Below are 16,499 nucleotides of genomic sequence, written 5' to 3' on the forward strand. Positions count from 1 at the left end.
CTGCACCGGCGGCGGGTGGGCCGCTACTCGACGGTGACCGACTTGGCGAGGTTGCGGGGCTTGTCGACGTCGTAACCGCGGGCCTGCGCGACCTCCGCGGCGAAGACCTGCAACGGCACCGTCGACAACAGCGGCTGCAGCAGCGACGCCGACGACGGGATCTCGACGAGGTGATCGGCGAACGGCCGGACCGTCTCGTCGCCTTCCTCGGCGATGACGACGGTGACGGCTCCGCGGGCCTGGATCTCGCGGATGTTGCTGAGCAGCTTGCTGTGCAGCACGGCGCGGCCCTTCGGCGACGGCATGACGACGATGACGGGCAGCCCGTCCTCGATCAGCGCGATCGGGCCGTGCTTGAGCTCACCGGCGGCAAAACCCTCGGCGTGCATGTACGCCAGTTCCTTGAGCTTGAGCGCACCCTCGAGCGCGACCGGGTAGCCCACGTGCCGACCGAGGAACAGCACGGCCGGCGAGGCCGACAGCTCCCGCGCCAGCGCCCGCACCGGCTCCATGCCGGTCAGCAGCTCGGCAATCTTCTCCGGCATCGCCGCCAGGTCCTGGTATTCGCGGGCCACCTCGTCCGGATACTTCGTGCCGCGCGCCTGCGCCAGCGCCAGACCCACGAGGTAGTTCGCGGCCATCTGCGCCAGGAACGCCTTCGTCGACGCCACACCGATCTCCGGGCCGGTACGGGTGTAGAGCACCGCGTCGGCCTCCCGCGGGATCTGCGCGCCGTTGGTGTTGCACACCGCCAGCACCCGCGCCTTCTGATCCTTGGCGTGCCGGACCGCTTCGAGGGTGTCGGCGGTCTCCCCCGACTGCGAGATCGCCACGACCAGCGTGGACCTGTCGAGCACCGGATCGCGGTAGCGGAACTCCGAGGCCAGCTCGACCTCGACGGGCAGGCGGGTCCAGTGCTCGATCGCATACTTGGCGACCAGGCCCGAGTGGTACGAGCTGCCGCAGGCGACGACGAACACCTTGTCGATGTCGCGCAGTTCCTGATCGGACAGGCGCTGCTCGTCGAGCACGATGCACCCGTCGACGAAGTGACCGCGCAACGTGTCGGCCACCGCGGCCGGCTGCTCCTCGATCTCCTTGAGCATGAAGTAGTCGTGGCCGCCCTTCTCGGCGGCGGCGAGATCCCAGTCGATGGTGAACGGACGCGTCGCCACGTCGGTGTTGCCGTCGAAGTCGGTGACCTCGTAGGAGTTGTTCGTGATCACCACGACCTGGTCCTGCCCGAGCTCGACCGCCTCCCGGGTGAACTCGATGAACGCCGCGACGTCCGAGGCGATGAACATCTCACCGTCGCCGACCCCGACGACCAGCGGCGTCGACCGACGCGCCGCGACGATCGTGCCCGGATGATCCGCGTGGGCGAAGACCAGCGTGAACGCACCCTGCAACCTGCGCAGCACACTGCGGGCGCTGTCGACGAAGTTGCCCGCCGTCGGGCCCTCGGCGTAGGCGCGGGCCACCAGGTGCACCGCGACCTCGGTGTCGGTGTCGCTGGCCAGCTCCACACCCGACTTCTCGAGCTCCTCACGCAGCGGCGCGAAGTTCTCGATGATGCCGTTGTGCACCACCGCGACCTTGCCGGTCGCGTCGCGATGCGGGTGCGCATTGCGGTCGGTGGGACGACCGTGGGTGGCCCACCGGGTGTGCCCCATCCCCGCGGTACCGGCGAAGTGCTCCTCGCCGATCTCGGCGAGCTCGGCCTCCAGATTGACCAGCCGCCCCGCCTTCCGCTCGACGGCCAGAGCACCCTTGCCGTCGAGGATGGCGATTCCCGCCGAGTCGTAACCCCGGTACTCCATCCGCCGCAGCGCTTCCACCACGACGTCGAGAGCACGACGGTGCCCGACATAGCCCACGATTCCGCACATGCCTAGCAGGGTACTGGTCGACCCCCGCCCGGGAACAACACACCGGTGAGCCCGTACACGTGCATCGGGGCACGCCGTCCGGTACGCACCGACCCCGGCGGGCAGCGCCATCCGCTAACGTTCAGGCCGTGGCGGCGAACCCCAAGAAACTGGCTCAGGAACTCTCCCGGCGCGGCCCGCACTCGGTGCTGCGCGGCGACCTGGCGCTCGCCGGTCAGCCGGGTGTCGTGTACACCCCCGCGGAAGGCTTCGACCTGCCCGCGATCGCGTTCGGGCACGGCTGGCTCACTGGGGTCACGAAGTACACGAAGCTCTTCGAGCACCTCGCGTCCTGGGGAATCGTCGTGGGCGCGCCCAACACCGAGCGCGGACCGGTGCCGTCGGCGATCGGGTTGTCGACCGACCTGCTCACCACCCTCGACATCTGCACCGGCGTGCGTCTCGGTACCGGGCGGATCAGTGTCCATCCGTCGAAGCTCGCGCTGGTGGGTCACGGTTCGGGTGCCGGGGCGGCGGTGCTCGCCGCAGCGAGACGTGAGGTCGCGGCCGTCGCTGCGCTCTATCCCTCGCCCGTCTCCCCCGCCGCCTCCGAGGCGGCCGGCCGCGTGCGGGCACCGGGCCTCGTCCTCGTCGGTGAGAAGAGCATCGGGTCGATGACCAGCGACGCCGTCGCGGTCGCCCAGGGTTGGGGCAGCGACGACGTGCAGCTGCGGGTCGTCGACAAGGCGAACGACGAAGGACTCGTCGAGGGGCGCCGCCTGTTCGGAGCTCTCGGCGTCGGTGGTGCCGAGCGTCGCACCCAGGAACGCACTCGTGCGCTGCTCACCGGCTTCCTGCTGCACCGTCTCACGGGCGACAAGACGTACGCGATCTTCTCCGACCTCACCACCGAGCTGCCCGGCTCCACGGTGATCTCCGACCCCGACGTCGTCGATCGCGATCTCGGCACGCAGGTCAACCTGCTCCTCGGGCGCTGACGCACCGTCGTTCGCGTCACAGCGGTCCGGCTTCCGCGAGCACGACTCCCGCATCGCCCGCGTCGTTCTCGTCCTGCCGGTGGTCGTCCTCGACCGGTCCTGAGGCATGTTCGCGTCTGCGTTCGCCCGGGCGGATCCCGGGAACCGTCAGCAGTGCACCTTGATTCGGCGGGTCGCTCGGTCCGTGCCGCATCGTCCCGTCGTCGACGACGGGAGCCACCGTCCCTGCACCGGACGCGCCCACGGCCACCCCGGCGCCCTCGGCAACGCGTTCGGTGGTCGTCGCCAGGTCGGTGACAGTGCCGGCGATCCGGTGGCCGGCCTCCTCACACGCCCCGAGCACCACGGCGACGGCGTCCCGGACGGCCGGGACCAGACGTTCTTCGACCCATCTCCGGCACTCGGCGGCAGGGTCGCCCACGTTGCTACCGGGCGGGTCGCCCACGTTGCTACCGGGCGGGTCGCCCACGTTGCTACCGGGCGGGTCGCCGAACCAGCGGGCATGCTCCTCTGGGCTCGGTCCGTGCGGGCCGCCGCTCGCTCCGGCGACGATCGTGTCGATCTCGTCCCTCGTGCGACCGTCGACGGCGCGTTCCGCGAGATCCCCGACAACGCGGGCCTTCTCACGCAACGCCGCGGCGATCGCGGTGGCGGCCGACTCCAGAGCGACCGCGAGATCGGTCAGCGACGCACACAACGCCACTCCGGCACGGACGGTGGTCGTCAGCTCGGCGCGAGCCCGGTCGGCGGCGGATCCGTCCCACGACTCGTCGAGTTGCTGCAGGAGGCGACGCTGTTCGTCGGTCCGACGACCGAGCGAGGTCGCGAGCGAGCGCGTCGTGACGGCGTCGTCGGCGAGGGCGGGCAACGAGAGAGCACGTTCCTCGTCGTAACGTGCCCGGACGTCTGCGACGCAACAGCCGGACTCGAGCCCGAGAGTGTGCAGGGACTGCACGAGGTCGATCAGACGGGCCAGGCCGGGCGCTCCCGCGTCGAGGATGTCGCCTGCGCTCTCGGGCGAGGTCCTCACGGCTGCCGGGTCCCTGCGTCGCCGAACCCGGCACTGTCGAGGTCGGCACCGGTCACAGCGGTGAGGGCGATGACGGTCGCGTCGTCCTGGTGCCGGTAGGTGTCCGCCACGACGCGCAACGCGTCGGCATGCGCCTGCACGGTCGCCGCCCAGCTCTCACACGCAGCACGCATCCTGCGATAGCCGGTCTCGACGCGGACGCCGGCCGCCCGATGCGTCGATCCGGCACCGCCGCCATCGAAGACGAGACCACCGAAGCCGCGACGGATCCCGGCGTCGGCGTCCTCGGCGACCTCCGCGAGTCGTGCCGCGACGGCGCGCACCGCCTCGTCGTCGAACCTGATCGTGCCGTGCTGTGTAGCTGTGTCGTGCTGCGCTGCCGTGTCGTGCTGCTGTGTGTCCATGTCCGCCCTTCGCCCACCGAACCCTCTCGAAGGGTTAGGACGCAGCGCGGGGCGATCCGGTTCCACCGCAGCGGCACTGCGAGCGGAAGGCGGCGGCGATGTGCAGGGACCGCGCAGGTCAGACGGCGGCGACGACTCCCGCGAGACGGTCGGCGACCGCCCGGGCGTGATCGTCGTCGGCGGCTTCGACCATGACGCGCACAAGCTGCTCGGTGCCCGACGGACGCAGCAGCACCCGGCCGGTCTCACCGAGTTCGCGCTCGGCCTCCGCGACCGCGTCCGCCACCGCAGGATCGTTCGCGACGGCGACCTTGTCGTGGACCCGCACGTTCACGAGGACCTGCGGAAGCGATGTCATCACCGAGGCGAGCTTCGCGAGCGGCAGACCCGTCGTGGCGATCCGCTCCATCAGGCGCAGACCCGTGAGCACGCCGTCGCCGGTCGTACCGTGCGCGGGCAGGACGATGTGACCGGACTGCTCACCGCCGAGGCCGTAGCCACCGCGGCGGAGCTCCTCGAGCACGTAGCGGTCACCCACACCGACGGTGCGCACCTGGATTCCCGCCGCCCGCATCGCGAGATGCAGACCGAGATTGCTCATCACCGTGGCGACGAGGGTGTCGTCGGGAAGTTCACCGGCTTCGTGCATGCCGAGGGCGAGGATCGCCATGATCGCGTCGCCGTCGACCACCGTGCCGGTCGCGTCGACGGCGAGGCAGCGGTCGGCGTCGCCGTCGTGCGCGAGACCGAGGTCGGCGCCGTGCTCGAGCACGGCCTGCTGCAGCACGGACAGGTGCGTGGATCCACAGCCGTCGTTGATGTTCAATCCGTCGGGTTCGGCGTTGATCGCGATCACCGTCGCACCCGCGGCCGCATAGGCGGCCGGGCCGGCCTGCGAGGCGGCGCCGTGCGCGCAGTCGACCACCACGGTCGTACCGGTGAGCGGCTTGTGCACGGCCGTCGCGAGATGCGCGAGGTAACGTTCGAGGGCGTCGGACACGACGCGTACCCGGCCGATGCCGGAGCCGGTGGGGCGTGCGGCGCTCTCGGCGTCGCCGTGCAGCACCGCTTCGATCCGGTCCTCGGCCTCGTCGTCGAGCTTGTGCCCGCCGGCCGCGAAGATCTTGATGCCGTTGTCGGGCATGGGATTGTGCGACGCGGAGATCATCACGCCGAGGTCGGCGCCGTAGTCACCCGTGAGGTACGCGACCGCAGGGGTGGGCAGCACGCCCACCGACACCACGTCGACTCCGGCTGCGGTGAGTCCGGCCGTGACGGCCGCCTCGAGCATCTCCCCGCTCGCGCGTGGATCTCGACCCACGACCGCGACCGGTCGCCGCTCGGCACCCTGCGGGGCCAGGACCGCTGCCGCAGCGCCTGCCAGGCGTACTGCCAGCTCCACTGTGAGCTCGGCGTTGGCCAAGCCCCGGACTCCGTCGGTGCCGAACAACCGACCCATGTACACAGCCTCCCAGTCGTGTGCGGCCCCCGCCGCGGGTGTCGATAGAGGACAGAATGCACGAAAGCAGGCGCCGGTAGGAGATGTCTACCGACGCCTGCTCTCGTGGTGGAACAGGTGCCGACTCTGACGAAATCAGCGTCGGCGGCACATCAGCGCTTGGAGTACTGCGATGCCTTACGGGCCTTCTTCAGGCCGTACTTCTTGCGCTCGACGGCACGCGGGTCACGCGTGAGGAAGCCGGCGCGCTTGAGCGCGGGGCGATCCTCGGGGGTGACCTCGGTGAGTGCACGCGCGATGGCGAGACGCAGCGCGCCGGCCTGGCCGGACGGGCCGCCGCCGTGCAGGCGTGCGTGGATGTCGAACGACTCGGTGCGCTCGACCGTCACCAGAGGCGACTTCACGAGCTGCTGGTGCACCTTGTTCGGGAAGTAGTCCTCGATGGTGCGGCCGTTGAGGGTGAAGTTGCCGGTGCCGGGCACGAGGCGGACGCGGACGACAGCCTCCTTACGGCGACCGACGGTCTGGACCGGACGGTCGAACACGATCGGGGCAGCAGGTGCCTCGACGACGTCCTCGACGTACTCGTCTGCAGCGACCTCGACGTTCTCGACGTACTCTTCGGGGTTCACGTTCTGTTCCTCGGGCGTCGTCACTGTGCCACCTGCTTGATCTCGAACGGCACCGGCTGCTGCGCGGCGTGGGGGTGGTTCGGGCCCGCGTAGACCTTCAGCTTCTTCGCGATGGCGCGACCGAGCTTGTTCTTCGGGAGCATGCCGGTGACGGCCTTCTCCACGAGGCGGTCGGGGTTCTTCTCGAGAACCTCGCCGACGGAACGAGCCCGCAGACCGCCCGGGTGACCGGAGTGGCTGTAGAGGAACTTGTCGGTCCGCTTGTTGCCGGAGACGGCAACCTTGTCGGCGTTGATGATGACGACGAAGTCACCACCGTCGACGTGCGGCGCGAATGTGGGCTTGTGCTTTCCGCGGAGCAGGTTTGCCGCCTGCACCGCGAGGCGGCCGAGCACCACGTCGGTGGCGTCGATGACGTGCCACTGATGGGTCACGTCGCCGGCCTTCGGTGTGTACGTAGACACAGATCTTCCTCGTCTATCGTTTCGCTGCTGGCCTGCATGCCGACGGTTGCCACGCCCGGCGGCCAGTTGGGACCCGGGAGAGGTGTTCGTCGCGCCACAGGGCACGACGACGTGCGACACGCCGAGGGGACACTCTACCGGGCGGACGCAGGGCCGGTCAAAGCGCCGCAGCAACCCTGACCCCGATCACCCCCGGCCGGAGCACCCCGGAAGCAGCAGCACGTCCCGGCGGCCTCTCCACCACCGGGACGTGACAGCGCCGGATCAGCTCGGATCCGGCGGACCCGGATCAGCCCGGGAAGCGCTGCTGGTTCAGTCGCTCGACCTCCTGCATGTTGTCGTTACCGGTCGAGACCACCCGACCGATGTCGTGCAGCACCTGGATGAGGCCGGCCTCGGCCTCGTTCCAGCGCGCCTGCGTGGCGGCGTAGCGCTCCTGCGCCCCGCTGTCCCAGGTGGCGATGAGGGGCGCCACCTGCCCCTCGATGCGGTCGAGCGTCGCCTCGATCGCCTTCTGACCGGACACGAGCTGGGCGTGCAGGTCGGCGACGCCGGCGAAGTTCTGATAGATCTCGGACACGGATCGTTCTCCTTGTTCTCGAATGTGTGCCGGAGGGGCTGTGTGCCGGAAGGAGCGGGGATCAGGTGAACGACCCGTTGAGCACCGAACCACCGTCGGGGTCGATCGCCGACAGGGACTGGGCCTGCTGGTCCTCGGCCGCGGCGTACGACCGTCCACTGGTGCGCACGGCTTCTGCCAGTTCGTCCAGGGCGTTCGACAGCTTGGTGTGGTTGACGTTCCAGCGCTCCATGATTCCGGCGAACTGTTCCGCCGAGCGGCTCCGCCAGACCGACGGCGCGGACTGCACCACGCCCGTCAGGCGACCGAGGATCGCGTCGAGTTCGGCGCGGGAGTCCTGGAGTTGTCCCGCGACGACCTCCATGGTCGTCACATCGGTGGTGAGGTGATTCGAATTGCCGGTCGGTTGGGTCAACGGCGTACTCCTTCGCTCGTGCGTGGATCATCCGGCTCGGCGTCGAGCCGGTCCTGGCTCCTACATGTGGTTGGACGCACCCGATCCGGTATCGGTTCCGCGCCTTCCGAAATTCGTGGACTTTCTTTTCTCACCCGACCCGGAGGGTGTGGACGGCCTGCTCGCACTCGCTGCGGATACGGGTCCATTCCTCCTCGAGGTACTGGCACCCCACCGAGACCTGAAGTCCCGGGAAGACCAGGACCGACCACCGCACCACCGAGTAGTCGTCGGGAACCTCGGTGTACGCCACGACCTTGCGGTCGGCGAAGGTCGTGTCGGTGTCGAGGTCGCGGATGACCGGTGCGCGTTCGGCGGCTCGTTCCGCCAACGCGGAGGCGACCGAGCGCTCGTCGGTCCCGTCTGGGAGATCGCGGTACACGACCAGGATCCGGCGATCGGTTCCGCCGACCGGTATCAGTTCCGCGCGACCCGCGGGCACGGTCGCGGGGTCGCGGACGCGCCAGCCCTCCGGCAGGTCGAGGTGCAGCGGACCGGCGTCGATCCGCGTCGACGGGGAGGGACCGGTGTCGGCGGCCGACTCCGGCTCACGAGCGTCGGTCGGTGTCTCCTCTGCAGCAACGACTTCCGGTGGATCCGGAATCTCCGCGTCTCCGCCTTCTCCGGTGAGTAGCAGCCAAAGGAAGATCGCAGCGGCGAGCAGGAACGGAACCGCCGCCCCGGCGACGACCAGGGTGCGCACCGTGCCGGCCCGCCCGGCACGAGGGGGATCCGGGCGTGCGCGCACCTCGCTCAACCACGGCAACGTCCTGTCGGGTACGTCGGTCGTCGGAGCGACGGCCGGGGCACTCGTGGTCGTTCCGGTTCCGGCCGGTGGCGTTGGAGGGCCGGTCACGGCGCCGAGCATCTCCGAGGCCGCGATGGGCACCACCCGCCGGCCCGCACCCACGAGATCGGTTGCAAGGGCGAACGATTCGACACCGTACGGTTCGCCCGGACCGCCGGTCACCACCACGACTTCCGGCCCTGCCCCGCCACACACCGAGGTCAGCAGGACCTCGAGTCGCGTCGCGGCGTCCGGGGAGTGCACGGACAGACCCGGATCGCGCGCGAGGCGTTCGACGGTCGGCCCGTCAGGTCCAGGCGGAGCGATGCTCACGGCGGTGGCTCCCCCGGCCGCGAATTCGAGCACCGCGCACCGCTCGTGCGGCGCAGGATCGGCGGCGCGCGCGGCAGCCACGGCGACCGGGAGCAGGATCGTATCGCCCGCGACCTGCCGCACGGCGGTCCGGAAGAGATCGCGTCGCCGCTCGTTCCACCAGGTGGGGTGTATCGCGCACGCCACCCCGCCGGTGTCCGGTGCACCCACGGTCGCTGCGGCGTAGGAGACGAGCCCGCTCAGCAGTTCTCCGAGTTCGGTCTCCCCTCCGACCGCGGCCGCATCCACGAGTTCCGTGACATCCACGACATCCACGACGCCTGCGACGCCGGCCGGCTCCGACTGTTCCTCCGCTGCCGCTCCGTAGACCCGCCGGTCGCCGAGTTCCGCTGCGAGAGCGGGCACGCTGCGCGTGGTTCCGGGCCACCCGATGTGGACGGACCCGGGTGTCAGCGTGAACGCGACCGCGACGACCGTCTCGTCCCCGATCGCCATCACACCTCCGGCGCCCAGGCGGTCTGGACGAGCGCCGTGCCGTCGCGTCGTACGAGCGTGCCGCGGCCCGGCGGCATCGGCGACGGACGGACCGCGCCGACGAGCGCTCCCTCGTCGCGGCTACCGCTCATGATCAGACCCGGAGTCGACAACTCCCGCAGGCGTCCGAGGATCGGTTCGTACATCGCGCGTCCGGCACCACCCGAGCGACGCGCGACCACCAGGTGCAGACCGACGTCGCGTCCCTGCGGGAGATAGTCGACCAACGGCAGCAGCGGGTTCTGGCCCGAGGTGGCGACCATGTCGTAGTCGTCGATCACCACGAAGACTTCGGGTCCGGTCCACCACGATCGATCGCGCAGCTGTTGTTGCGTCGTGTCGGGGCCCGGCAACCGGCGCTCGAAGATTCCGGCGAGTTCGCGGACCATGGCCGCGAAGACCGTCGCCGACGGGGCATATCCCCCCAGATGGTCGCCGCCGACGACGCCGAGCAGCGTGCGGCGGTAGTCGCCGACGATGATCCTGGTCTGCGCACCGCTGCCGGCTTCGACCAGTCCGCGGCACAGCCCTCGCAGCAGATTGGTCTTGCCGCATTCCGAGTCGCCGAAGATCAACAGGTGCGGATGGTCGGTGAAATCCACCGATACGGGCGCGAGTTCGGATTCGTCGATGCCGATCGGGACGGAGAGCCGGGTCGCCGGGGACGCGTCGGCCGGTGGCGGCCACCCTGCGGGCAGAGCTGCGAGGAGGTCGGATCGGTCGATGCGTTCGGGCAGCATGCGCACCGGCGGCGCCGAACGCCCCGGCGTGGCAGCACGGACGGCCTCGACCGCCGCCGCGACCCCGACCGCGAGATCGGCCGGATCGGAGCTTCCGTCCACCCGGGGCAGCGCCCCCAGGATGTGCAGGCCGTCGCGGTCGATACCGCGTCCCGGCCGCCCTTCCGGCACCATCGCCGCTCTCTTTCGGCCGTACTCGGAGTCGGACGGGTCGCCGAGGCGGAGTTCGAGCCGTGTACCCAGCAGGTCGCGCATGGCGGGCCTCACGTCACCCCAACGCGGGGCGCTGAGCACCACGTGGATGCCGTAGGACAGGCCCTGAGCGGCCAGGATCCCGATCGTCTGTTCCAGCGCCTCGAAGTCCTGCCGGATGCTGGGCCAGCCGTCGACGACGAGGAAGACGTCGCCGAACGGATCGTCGGTGGCCGGTGCGACCGCGTCGGCGCGCATCCGCCGCAGCTGGGCCATGGACTCGATACCGTTCTCGGCGAAGGACCGTTCGCGACGACGCAGCAGCGACATCATCTCCGCGACCGTGCGGCGCACCCGGTCGGTGTCGTGCCGCCCCGCGACGGAACCGACGTGCGGCAGGCCGGCCAGACCGGACAACGTGCCACCACCGAAATCGAGACCGTAGAACTGCACCTGTTCGGCGGTGTGCGTGAGGGCCATCGACAGGACGAGGCTGCGCAGCAGTGTGGACTTTCCGGACTGCGGGCCGCCGACCACCACGACATTGCCGGCCGACCCGGACAGATCGACCACCAGCGGGTCGCGGCGTTGCTCGAACGGCCGGTCGACGACACCGACGACGGTGCGCAGGACTGCGTGACGCGGCACGTCGCCGGTGAGCACCGACCTGGGCAACAGCATGTCGAGCGACGGGGAGTCGTCGAGCGGAGGAAGCCACACCTCGTGCGCCGGTGTTCCGTGCCCCCGGATCCGGTCGACGACCACCTCGAGCACGCTCCGACCGTCGCCCGCGGGAAGAACCGGGAGCGGCTCCGTGACCGGGGCGGGCGGACCGGCGTCGACCGGCACCGCCCGCGCGGTGAAGAGCCGGGGCCGGGACGTGCCGGCCGGCACCGCCGATCGGGTGCGCCGGGTGGGGCGGCCGGGCTCGTACGGTCCCGAGACGTACGCCGCGGAGAAACGCTGGATGTCGGCGGAATCGGTCCGCAGATATCCGGCGCCGGGTGTCGACGGCAGATGGTAGGCGTCGGGAACACCGAGGACGCTCCGCGATTCGTTGGCGGAGAAGGTCTTCAGGCCGATGCGGTACGACAGGTGGCTGTCGAGACCGCGGAGACGCCCCTCGTCGAGTCGTTGGCTGGCGAGCAGCAGGTGCATGTGCAGCGACCGGCCCAGACGTCCGATCGCCGCGAAGAGGTCGGCGAATTCGGGCTGTTGAGAGAGCAGTTCGGAGAACTCGTCGACCACGATGAACAGCGCGGGCAGCGGGTCGAGCGGTGCACCTGCAGCCCTGGCCTTCTCGTAGTCGCCGACGTTGGCGAAATTGCCTGCGGTCCGGAGTAGTTCCTGACGGCGGTTCATCTCGCCTTCGAGGGCGTCCTTCATGCGGTCGACCATCGCGATCTCGTCGGCGAGGTTGGTGATCACCGCCGCGACGTGCGAGATCCGGTCCAGACCGAGGAAGGTCGCGCCGCCCTTGAAGTCCACGAGGACCAGGTTGAGCGCCTCCGGTGGGTGCGTCGCCACGAGACCGAGGACCAGCGTCCGCAGGAATTCGCTCTTTCCCGAACCGGTTGCGCCGATGCACAATCCGTGCGGTCCCATCCCGTTCTCGGCGGCCTCCTTGAGGTCGAGTTCGACGGGCGCACCGTCGATGCCGACACCGATCGGTACCCGCAGGCGGTCTCGTCCGCGGCGCGGCGCCCATGCCTGCGCGGGGTCGAAGCGGGCCACGTCCCCGAGTCCCAGGAGCTCCTGCCAGTTCGACGGCCGGTCGTCGCCGGCGCTCTCGTCCATCGCCCCGCTCGTCACCCGGTACGGCGCGAGGAGTCTGGCCAGCGTCTGTGTCTGCGGAGTCCCGATGCCGTCGGCATCGGCGAAGATGTCGACATCGGTGCCGGTGGCGACCCCGACCCGTCCGTCCTCGACCACCAGGCGCAGGCCGCGCGTCGCGCTGAGCCGCGTGGCGTAACCGGAGAGGTCGAGCACGGTCATCGCGTCGAGACCGTCGTCGAGCACCCCCGAACCCGATCCCGTGACCCCGCCGTCGACGACCACGACGAGATGCACGGCCCCCTCGGTGGCCGGGGCGTTCCGGACGAATCTGCTGCGACCGGCGAGGACCGCCGCGAGATCGGTCTCGAGTTCGAACAGCGAACCGAACACCGTGCGTGCACTGCCCGCACCGTCGCGCAGGACGGGGTTCTGTGCGTGCGGCAGCCACTTGATCCATTCCCATTCCGCGGCGGTGTCGGGCCCGCACACGACGGCGACCTGCAGCGTGTCGGGACCGTGGAAGGTGCACGCCTGCGCGAGCATCGCCCGCGCGAGCGAGCGCGCCGCGCCGCGATCGCCCTCGATGCCGATCGCGGCGAAACCCCGCAGCGACACGGCCGTGGGCAGCGCCTGCACCACCGAGTGCGCACGCACGAACCTGCGCAGCGAGAGGGCGGCGACGGGTTCGAGATCCTCGACCGGTCCGGTGTCCGGAGGCACGAGCCGGGTCGCGAGTCGCTGCCCGCCGCGCCCCACCCTGAGGTGGCCGAAGTCGGGATCGGTGCTGCGTCGCTCCCACATCCGGACGGTGCCGGCGAGGGTCCACAGCAGGGCCGGGTCGGGATGCGACCATTCGAGCGCCCGACGTTGTTCGTGCGCCGTCTCGGTGACCTCGCGCCGGAGCTGGTCGAGATAGCGCAGATAGTCCTTGCGGTCCTCGTTCGCCTCGGCGGTCTTCGTTCCCCCGCTGCGACCACTGTTGGCGAGCATGCCCACCAGGGACACGACCATCATGAGGGGGAAGATCATCGCCATGGGGCTGCGTGCGGCGCCGGTGGTGAACATCAGCGCGACCATCCCGATCATCGCCGCGACCATCACGAGCGGGAGCAGTCTGGTCACCAGATTGCCGGGCGTGGCCCGGGGGATGTCCGGTGGCGGTTGGACACTCACCTCGCCGCTGGGAACGCGCGGTGCCTCCCGCCGTGCTCTGCGCACGAAACGCACGGTACTCACGTTCGTCACCCCCCGGAACGCCGTCGGCCGCCCCCTACGGCCCCACGGTCGTGGAAGACTAACCCATGGCGGCGACCTTCCGTGCTCCTGCTCGCCCGTCGGTCCCTCGACGGACAACTCGGGCACGACACCGGTCGGGACGATGTCGTATGGTCTGCGTCGTTCGGACTGCAGTGACGGGGGGAACCGAGGCCGATGACATCTGTGCGTGCGCGATCCGAGACCCCGGGGCAGGTGGGCGCCCCGGATCTGTGCCGGATCACCGTGCTCGCCCGCCACACCGAGGTCGATCTCGCGCTGCCCCTCGACGTTCCGGTGGCGCTGCTGCTCCCGGGGATCGTGGATCTCGTCGCCGGCCACCGGCCCGACAACGACTTCGACGCGACACCCGAACGCTCGGAACCCGACGGCTGGGCACTCGCCCGGATCGGTCGGGCCCCGCTGTCCGGTGTGCTGAGTCTCGACGAGCACGGCGTCCGCGACGGGGAGATCCTCGTCCTGGAGGATGCCGGATCCCCCGCTCCTCCACCGTTGTTCGACGACGTCATGTACAGCGTCGCGGCCTCGGACCGGACCACGACGCCGTGGGGTGCGGGCCCGTCGGGTCTCATCGCGGCCGTCCTGGGTCCGGTCGCCCTCGCCGCGGGCTGCGTACCGTTGCTGTTCCTGCCCGACGGCGCGAGCCGTCTCACCCTCGGAGCCGTGTGCGCCGCACTGCCTCTCCTGGTGCTGCTCGCCGCAGGCATCCTCGCCCGGCTCCACGACGATCGACGGACCGCGACCGCGCTGCTGTGGTGCACCTTCCCGCTCGCAGCGACGGCCGGTGCGCTGCTCGTTCCCGGCGAATCGCCGGCGCCGCGTCTCGTCCTCGCCGCGGCACTGACCGGTGCGGTCGCAGTGCTCGCCGTACGTGTCACCCGCATCGGCCTCGCACCGTGCACGGCGGTCGCCGCGACCGCCGCGGGTGTCGTCGTGACGGCCACCCTCGCATCGACCACCGATCTCGATGCGCGCGCCCTCGGAGCCGGAACGGTGGTGGTGGCGTTGCTGGTCGCCGGCACGGCACCGCGCCTCGCGGCGATGCTCGCGAAACTTCCCATCCCTCCTGTCCTCGCTCCGGGCGCTCCGCTCGAACCGGAGACCACCGAGAGCAACGTGTCCGGGTTGCCGTCACCGGCGGAGCTCGAGCACCGCGCGGACCGGGCGCGCAGCGCGCTCACCGGGATCGTCCACGCCGTCGTCCTACTCACGGCGGGCGGAGCGTGGTGCGCCGCATTCCCGTGGGACGGAGAGGTGTCCGTCCCCGCGGTAGCACTGGCCGTGGCGTCGGCCGTGGTCCTGGTCTTCCGAGGCCGCACCTACACCGCGACTGCGCAGGCGGCTCCCCTCGTGGCGGGTGGCGCGGTACTGCTGCTCGGGCTGCTCGTCGGTGCGGCAGCGAGCCGAGCGTTGCCGCCGTGGGCGGTGTTCGCATCGGCTACGGGTCTCGCATGCGCCGGTTTCCTCTTCGGGGTGGTCGCGCCGCGACGGACGTTCACTCCGGTGCAACGCCGGATCGCCGAGATCGCCGAGTACGCGACCATCGCCACCGTCGTGCCGTTGGCCTGCTGGGTCGCCGGTGTGTACGCAGCGATCCGCGGACTGTGACGGTGCGGCTGTCAGGTCGGTTCGCGGTCCTGGTCCTCACTGCCCTGGTAGCGACCGCCACTCCGGGTCTCGCGACCGCCGCGCCCCCGGTACCCGATCCGGCGCAACTACCCGTCGGCGCGACGCCTGCGCCTCCCGAGGCCACCGAGATGCGGGTGCTGTGCGCAGAACTGCCGGATGCTCCCGACGGACCGCAGACCCCTCGGGCACAACGCATCCTCGACTTCGCGTCCGTGTGGCCGATCACCCGGGGAGCCGGGCAGGTGGTCGCTGTCATCGACACCGGGGTCCATCCGCATCCGCGGTTGCCGGCCCCGATGCCGGGTGGCGACTACGTGTCCACGGGCGACGGCACCGAGGACTGCGACGCGCACGGCACCCTCGTCGCCGGGCTGATCGCAGCGCGGCCGACACCCGGATCGGGTTTCGCCGGTGGCGCACCCGACGTGGGGATCATCGCCATCCGCCAGTCGAGCGGCCATTTCTCCGACCGCTCCCGATCGGACGACGATGCCGCGCGCAACGCCTCCGGATACGGCGACGTACGGACCCTCGCAGCGGCCGTCCGACATGCGGTGGACCTCGGCGCCACCGTCGTCAACATCTCCGAGGTCGCCTGCCGGACGGTCGCAGAGGGCCTCGTCGACGGTCCGCTGGGAGCGGCGGTGCAGTACGCGACGGATGTGCACGACGCGGTCGTCGTCGCGGCGGCCGGCAACACCGACACCTGCCGCGAAGGCAATCCGCGCTCGGCGGATCCGGCCGATCCCGGTGCGGATCCGTGGGATTCGGTCGTCACCCTGGCATCACCGGCCTGGTACGACGAGTACGTCCTCACCGTCGGTGCGGTGGAGGACGACGGCACACCGGCGGAGTACAGCTTGCCCGGGCCATGGGTCGACGTCGCCGCTCCCGGGAGCGGGCTCGTCTCGCTCAATCCCGGCACCGATGGTCTGGCCGACCTGATCCCCGGCCCCCAGGGCGGCAGACCGGTGTCCGGGACGAGTTTCGCGGCGCCGCTCGTCGCGGCGACGGTCGCGCTGGTGCGCTCGCGGCACCCGCAGTTGTCCGCCCGGGAGGTGATGACGCGCATCGAGAACACCGCCCACTCCCCCGCGGAAGGATGGAATCCGCAGGTGGGGCACGGTGTCGTCGACCCGCTCGCCGCCGTCACCGCTCCGCTGCCGGCCGAGCGCGCGGAGCCGGTGCCGGCGGTTGCCGTCGCCGAGCCGACTCCTCCCCCGGTACCGGATCACCGGCCGCGCACCATCGCGCTGATCTCGGCTGCAGCCGTGATCGCCGCGACCGTCCTCGTTCTCGTCCTCACTGCACCGGCACGACGACTCGCCCGATCACGCACCTGAA

At 70.6% G+C, this 16,499-nt stretch carries 13 protein-coding genes; 3 read left to right on the plus strand and 10 right to left on the minus strand.

Annotated elements, in window-relative coordinates; translation table 11 throughout:
- Positions 1–23: 23 nt before the first annotated feature.
- Positions 24–1,889: a glutamine--fructose-6-phosphate transaminase (isomerizing) gene (gene glmS / locus C6Y44_RS17905; protein ID WP_120279948.1), complete on the minus strand. Its 1,866-nt coding sequence runs from the start codon at positions 1,887–1,889 to the stop codon at positions 24–26.
- A 128-nt stretch (positions 1,890–2,017) separates the two neighbouring features.
- Between glmS and C6Y44_RS17910 the strand changes: the two genes are divergently transcribed.
- Positions 2,018–2,866, plus strand: coding sequence for an alpha/beta hydrolase family protein (locus tag C6Y44_RS17910; RefSeq protein ID WP_159417819.1), 849 nt, complete (start codon positions 2,018–2,020; stop codon positions 2,864–2,866).
- Positions 2,867–2,882: 16 nt separating this feature from the next.
- Here C6Y44_RS17910 and C6Y44_RS17915 read toward each other — a convergent pair whose 3' ends face one another.
- From C6Y44_RS17915 to eccCa, 9 genes are all read right to left on the minus strand, one after another.
- Complete coding sequence (locus C6Y44_RS17915; RefSeq protein WP_159417818.1) at positions 2,883–3,896, minus strand: hypothetical protein; 1,014 nt, start codon at positions 3,894–3,896, stop codon at positions 2,883–2,885.
- Positions 3,893–4,300, minus strand: a complete 408-nt coding sequence (locus C6Y44_RS17920; RefSeq protein WP_120279951.1) for a hypothetical protein — start codon at positions 4,298–4,300, stop codon at positions 3,893–3,895. Before C6Y44_RS17920 ends, C6Y44_RS17915 begins: the two co-directional genes overlap by 4 nt.
- 118 nt (positions 4,301–4,418) lie before the next feature.
- On the minus strand, positions 4,419–5,759 hold the full coding sequence (gene glmM / locus C6Y44_RS17925) for a phosphoglucosamine mutase (RefSeq protein WP_120279952.1): 1,341 nt from the start codon (positions 5,757–5,759) through the stop codon (positions 4,419–4,421).
- A gap of 152 nt (positions 5,760–5,911) precedes the next feature.
- Complete coding sequence (gene rpsI, locus C6Y44_RS17930; RefSeq protein ID WP_006550056.1) at positions 5,912–6,415, minus strand: 30S ribosomal protein S9; 504 nt, start codon at positions 6,413–6,415, stop codon at positions 5,912–5,914.
- Complete coding sequence (rplM, locus tag C6Y44_RS17935; protein WP_006550055.1) at positions 6,412–6,855, minus strand: 50S ribosomal protein L13; 444 nt, start codon at positions 6,853–6,855, stop codon at positions 6,412–6,414. The genes rpsI and rplM overlap by 4 nt, the downstream gene beginning before the upstream one ends.
- A 289-nt stretch (positions 6,856–7,144) precedes the next feature.
- A complete protein-coding gene (locus tag C6Y44_RS17940; protein WP_016690931.1) occupies positions 7,145–7,435 on the minus strand; it encodes a WXG100 family type VII secretion target in 291 nt (96 codons plus the stop codon).
- A gap of 61 nt (positions 7,436–7,496) precedes the next feature.
- Positions 7,497–7,850, minus strand: a complete 354-nt coding sequence (locus C6Y44_RS17945; protein WP_225623589.1) for a WXG100 family type VII secretion target — start codon at positions 7,848–7,850, stop codon at positions 7,497–7,499.
- A gap of 130 nt (positions 7,851–7,980) precedes the next feature.
- Positions 7,981–9,504: a type VII secretion-associated protein gene (locus tag C6Y44_RS17950; protein ID WP_225623590.1), complete on the minus strand. Its 1,524-nt coding sequence runs from the start codon at positions 9,502–9,504 to the stop codon at positions 7,981–7,983.
- Complete coding sequence (gene eccCa, locus C6Y44_RS17955) at positions 9,504–13,487, minus strand: type VII secretion protein EccCa (RefSeq protein WP_159417817.1); 3,984 nt, start codon at positions 13,485–13,487, stop codon at positions 9,504–9,506. The genes C6Y44_RS17950 and eccCa overlap by 1 nt, the downstream gene beginning before the upstream one ends.
- 195 nt (positions 13,488–13,682) lie before the next feature.
- Here eccCa and eccD point away from each other — a divergent pair, with 195 nt between their 5' ends.
- Complete coding sequence (gene eccD, locus C6Y44_RS17960; protein ID WP_225623591.1) at positions 13,683–15,134, plus strand: type VII secretion integral membrane protein EccD; 1,452 nt, start codon at positions 13,683–13,685, stop codon at positions 15,132–15,134.
- Positions 15,131–16,498 carry a type VII secretion-associated serine protease mycosin gene (gene mycP / locus C6Y44_RS17965; protein WP_159417816.1) on the plus strand — a complete coding sequence of 456 codons (1,368 nt, stop codon included), beginning with the start codon at positions 15,131–15,133 and terminating at the stop codon, positions 16,496–16,498. Before eccD ends, mycP begins: the two co-directional genes overlap by 4 nt.
- Position 16,499 lies beyond the last annotated feature (1 nt).

Origin of the sequence: Rhodococcus rhodochrous (assembly GCF_014854695.1) — a bacterium.
Lineage (GTDB): Bacteria > Actinomycetota > Actinomycetes > Mycobacteriales > Mycobacteriaceae > Rhodococcus.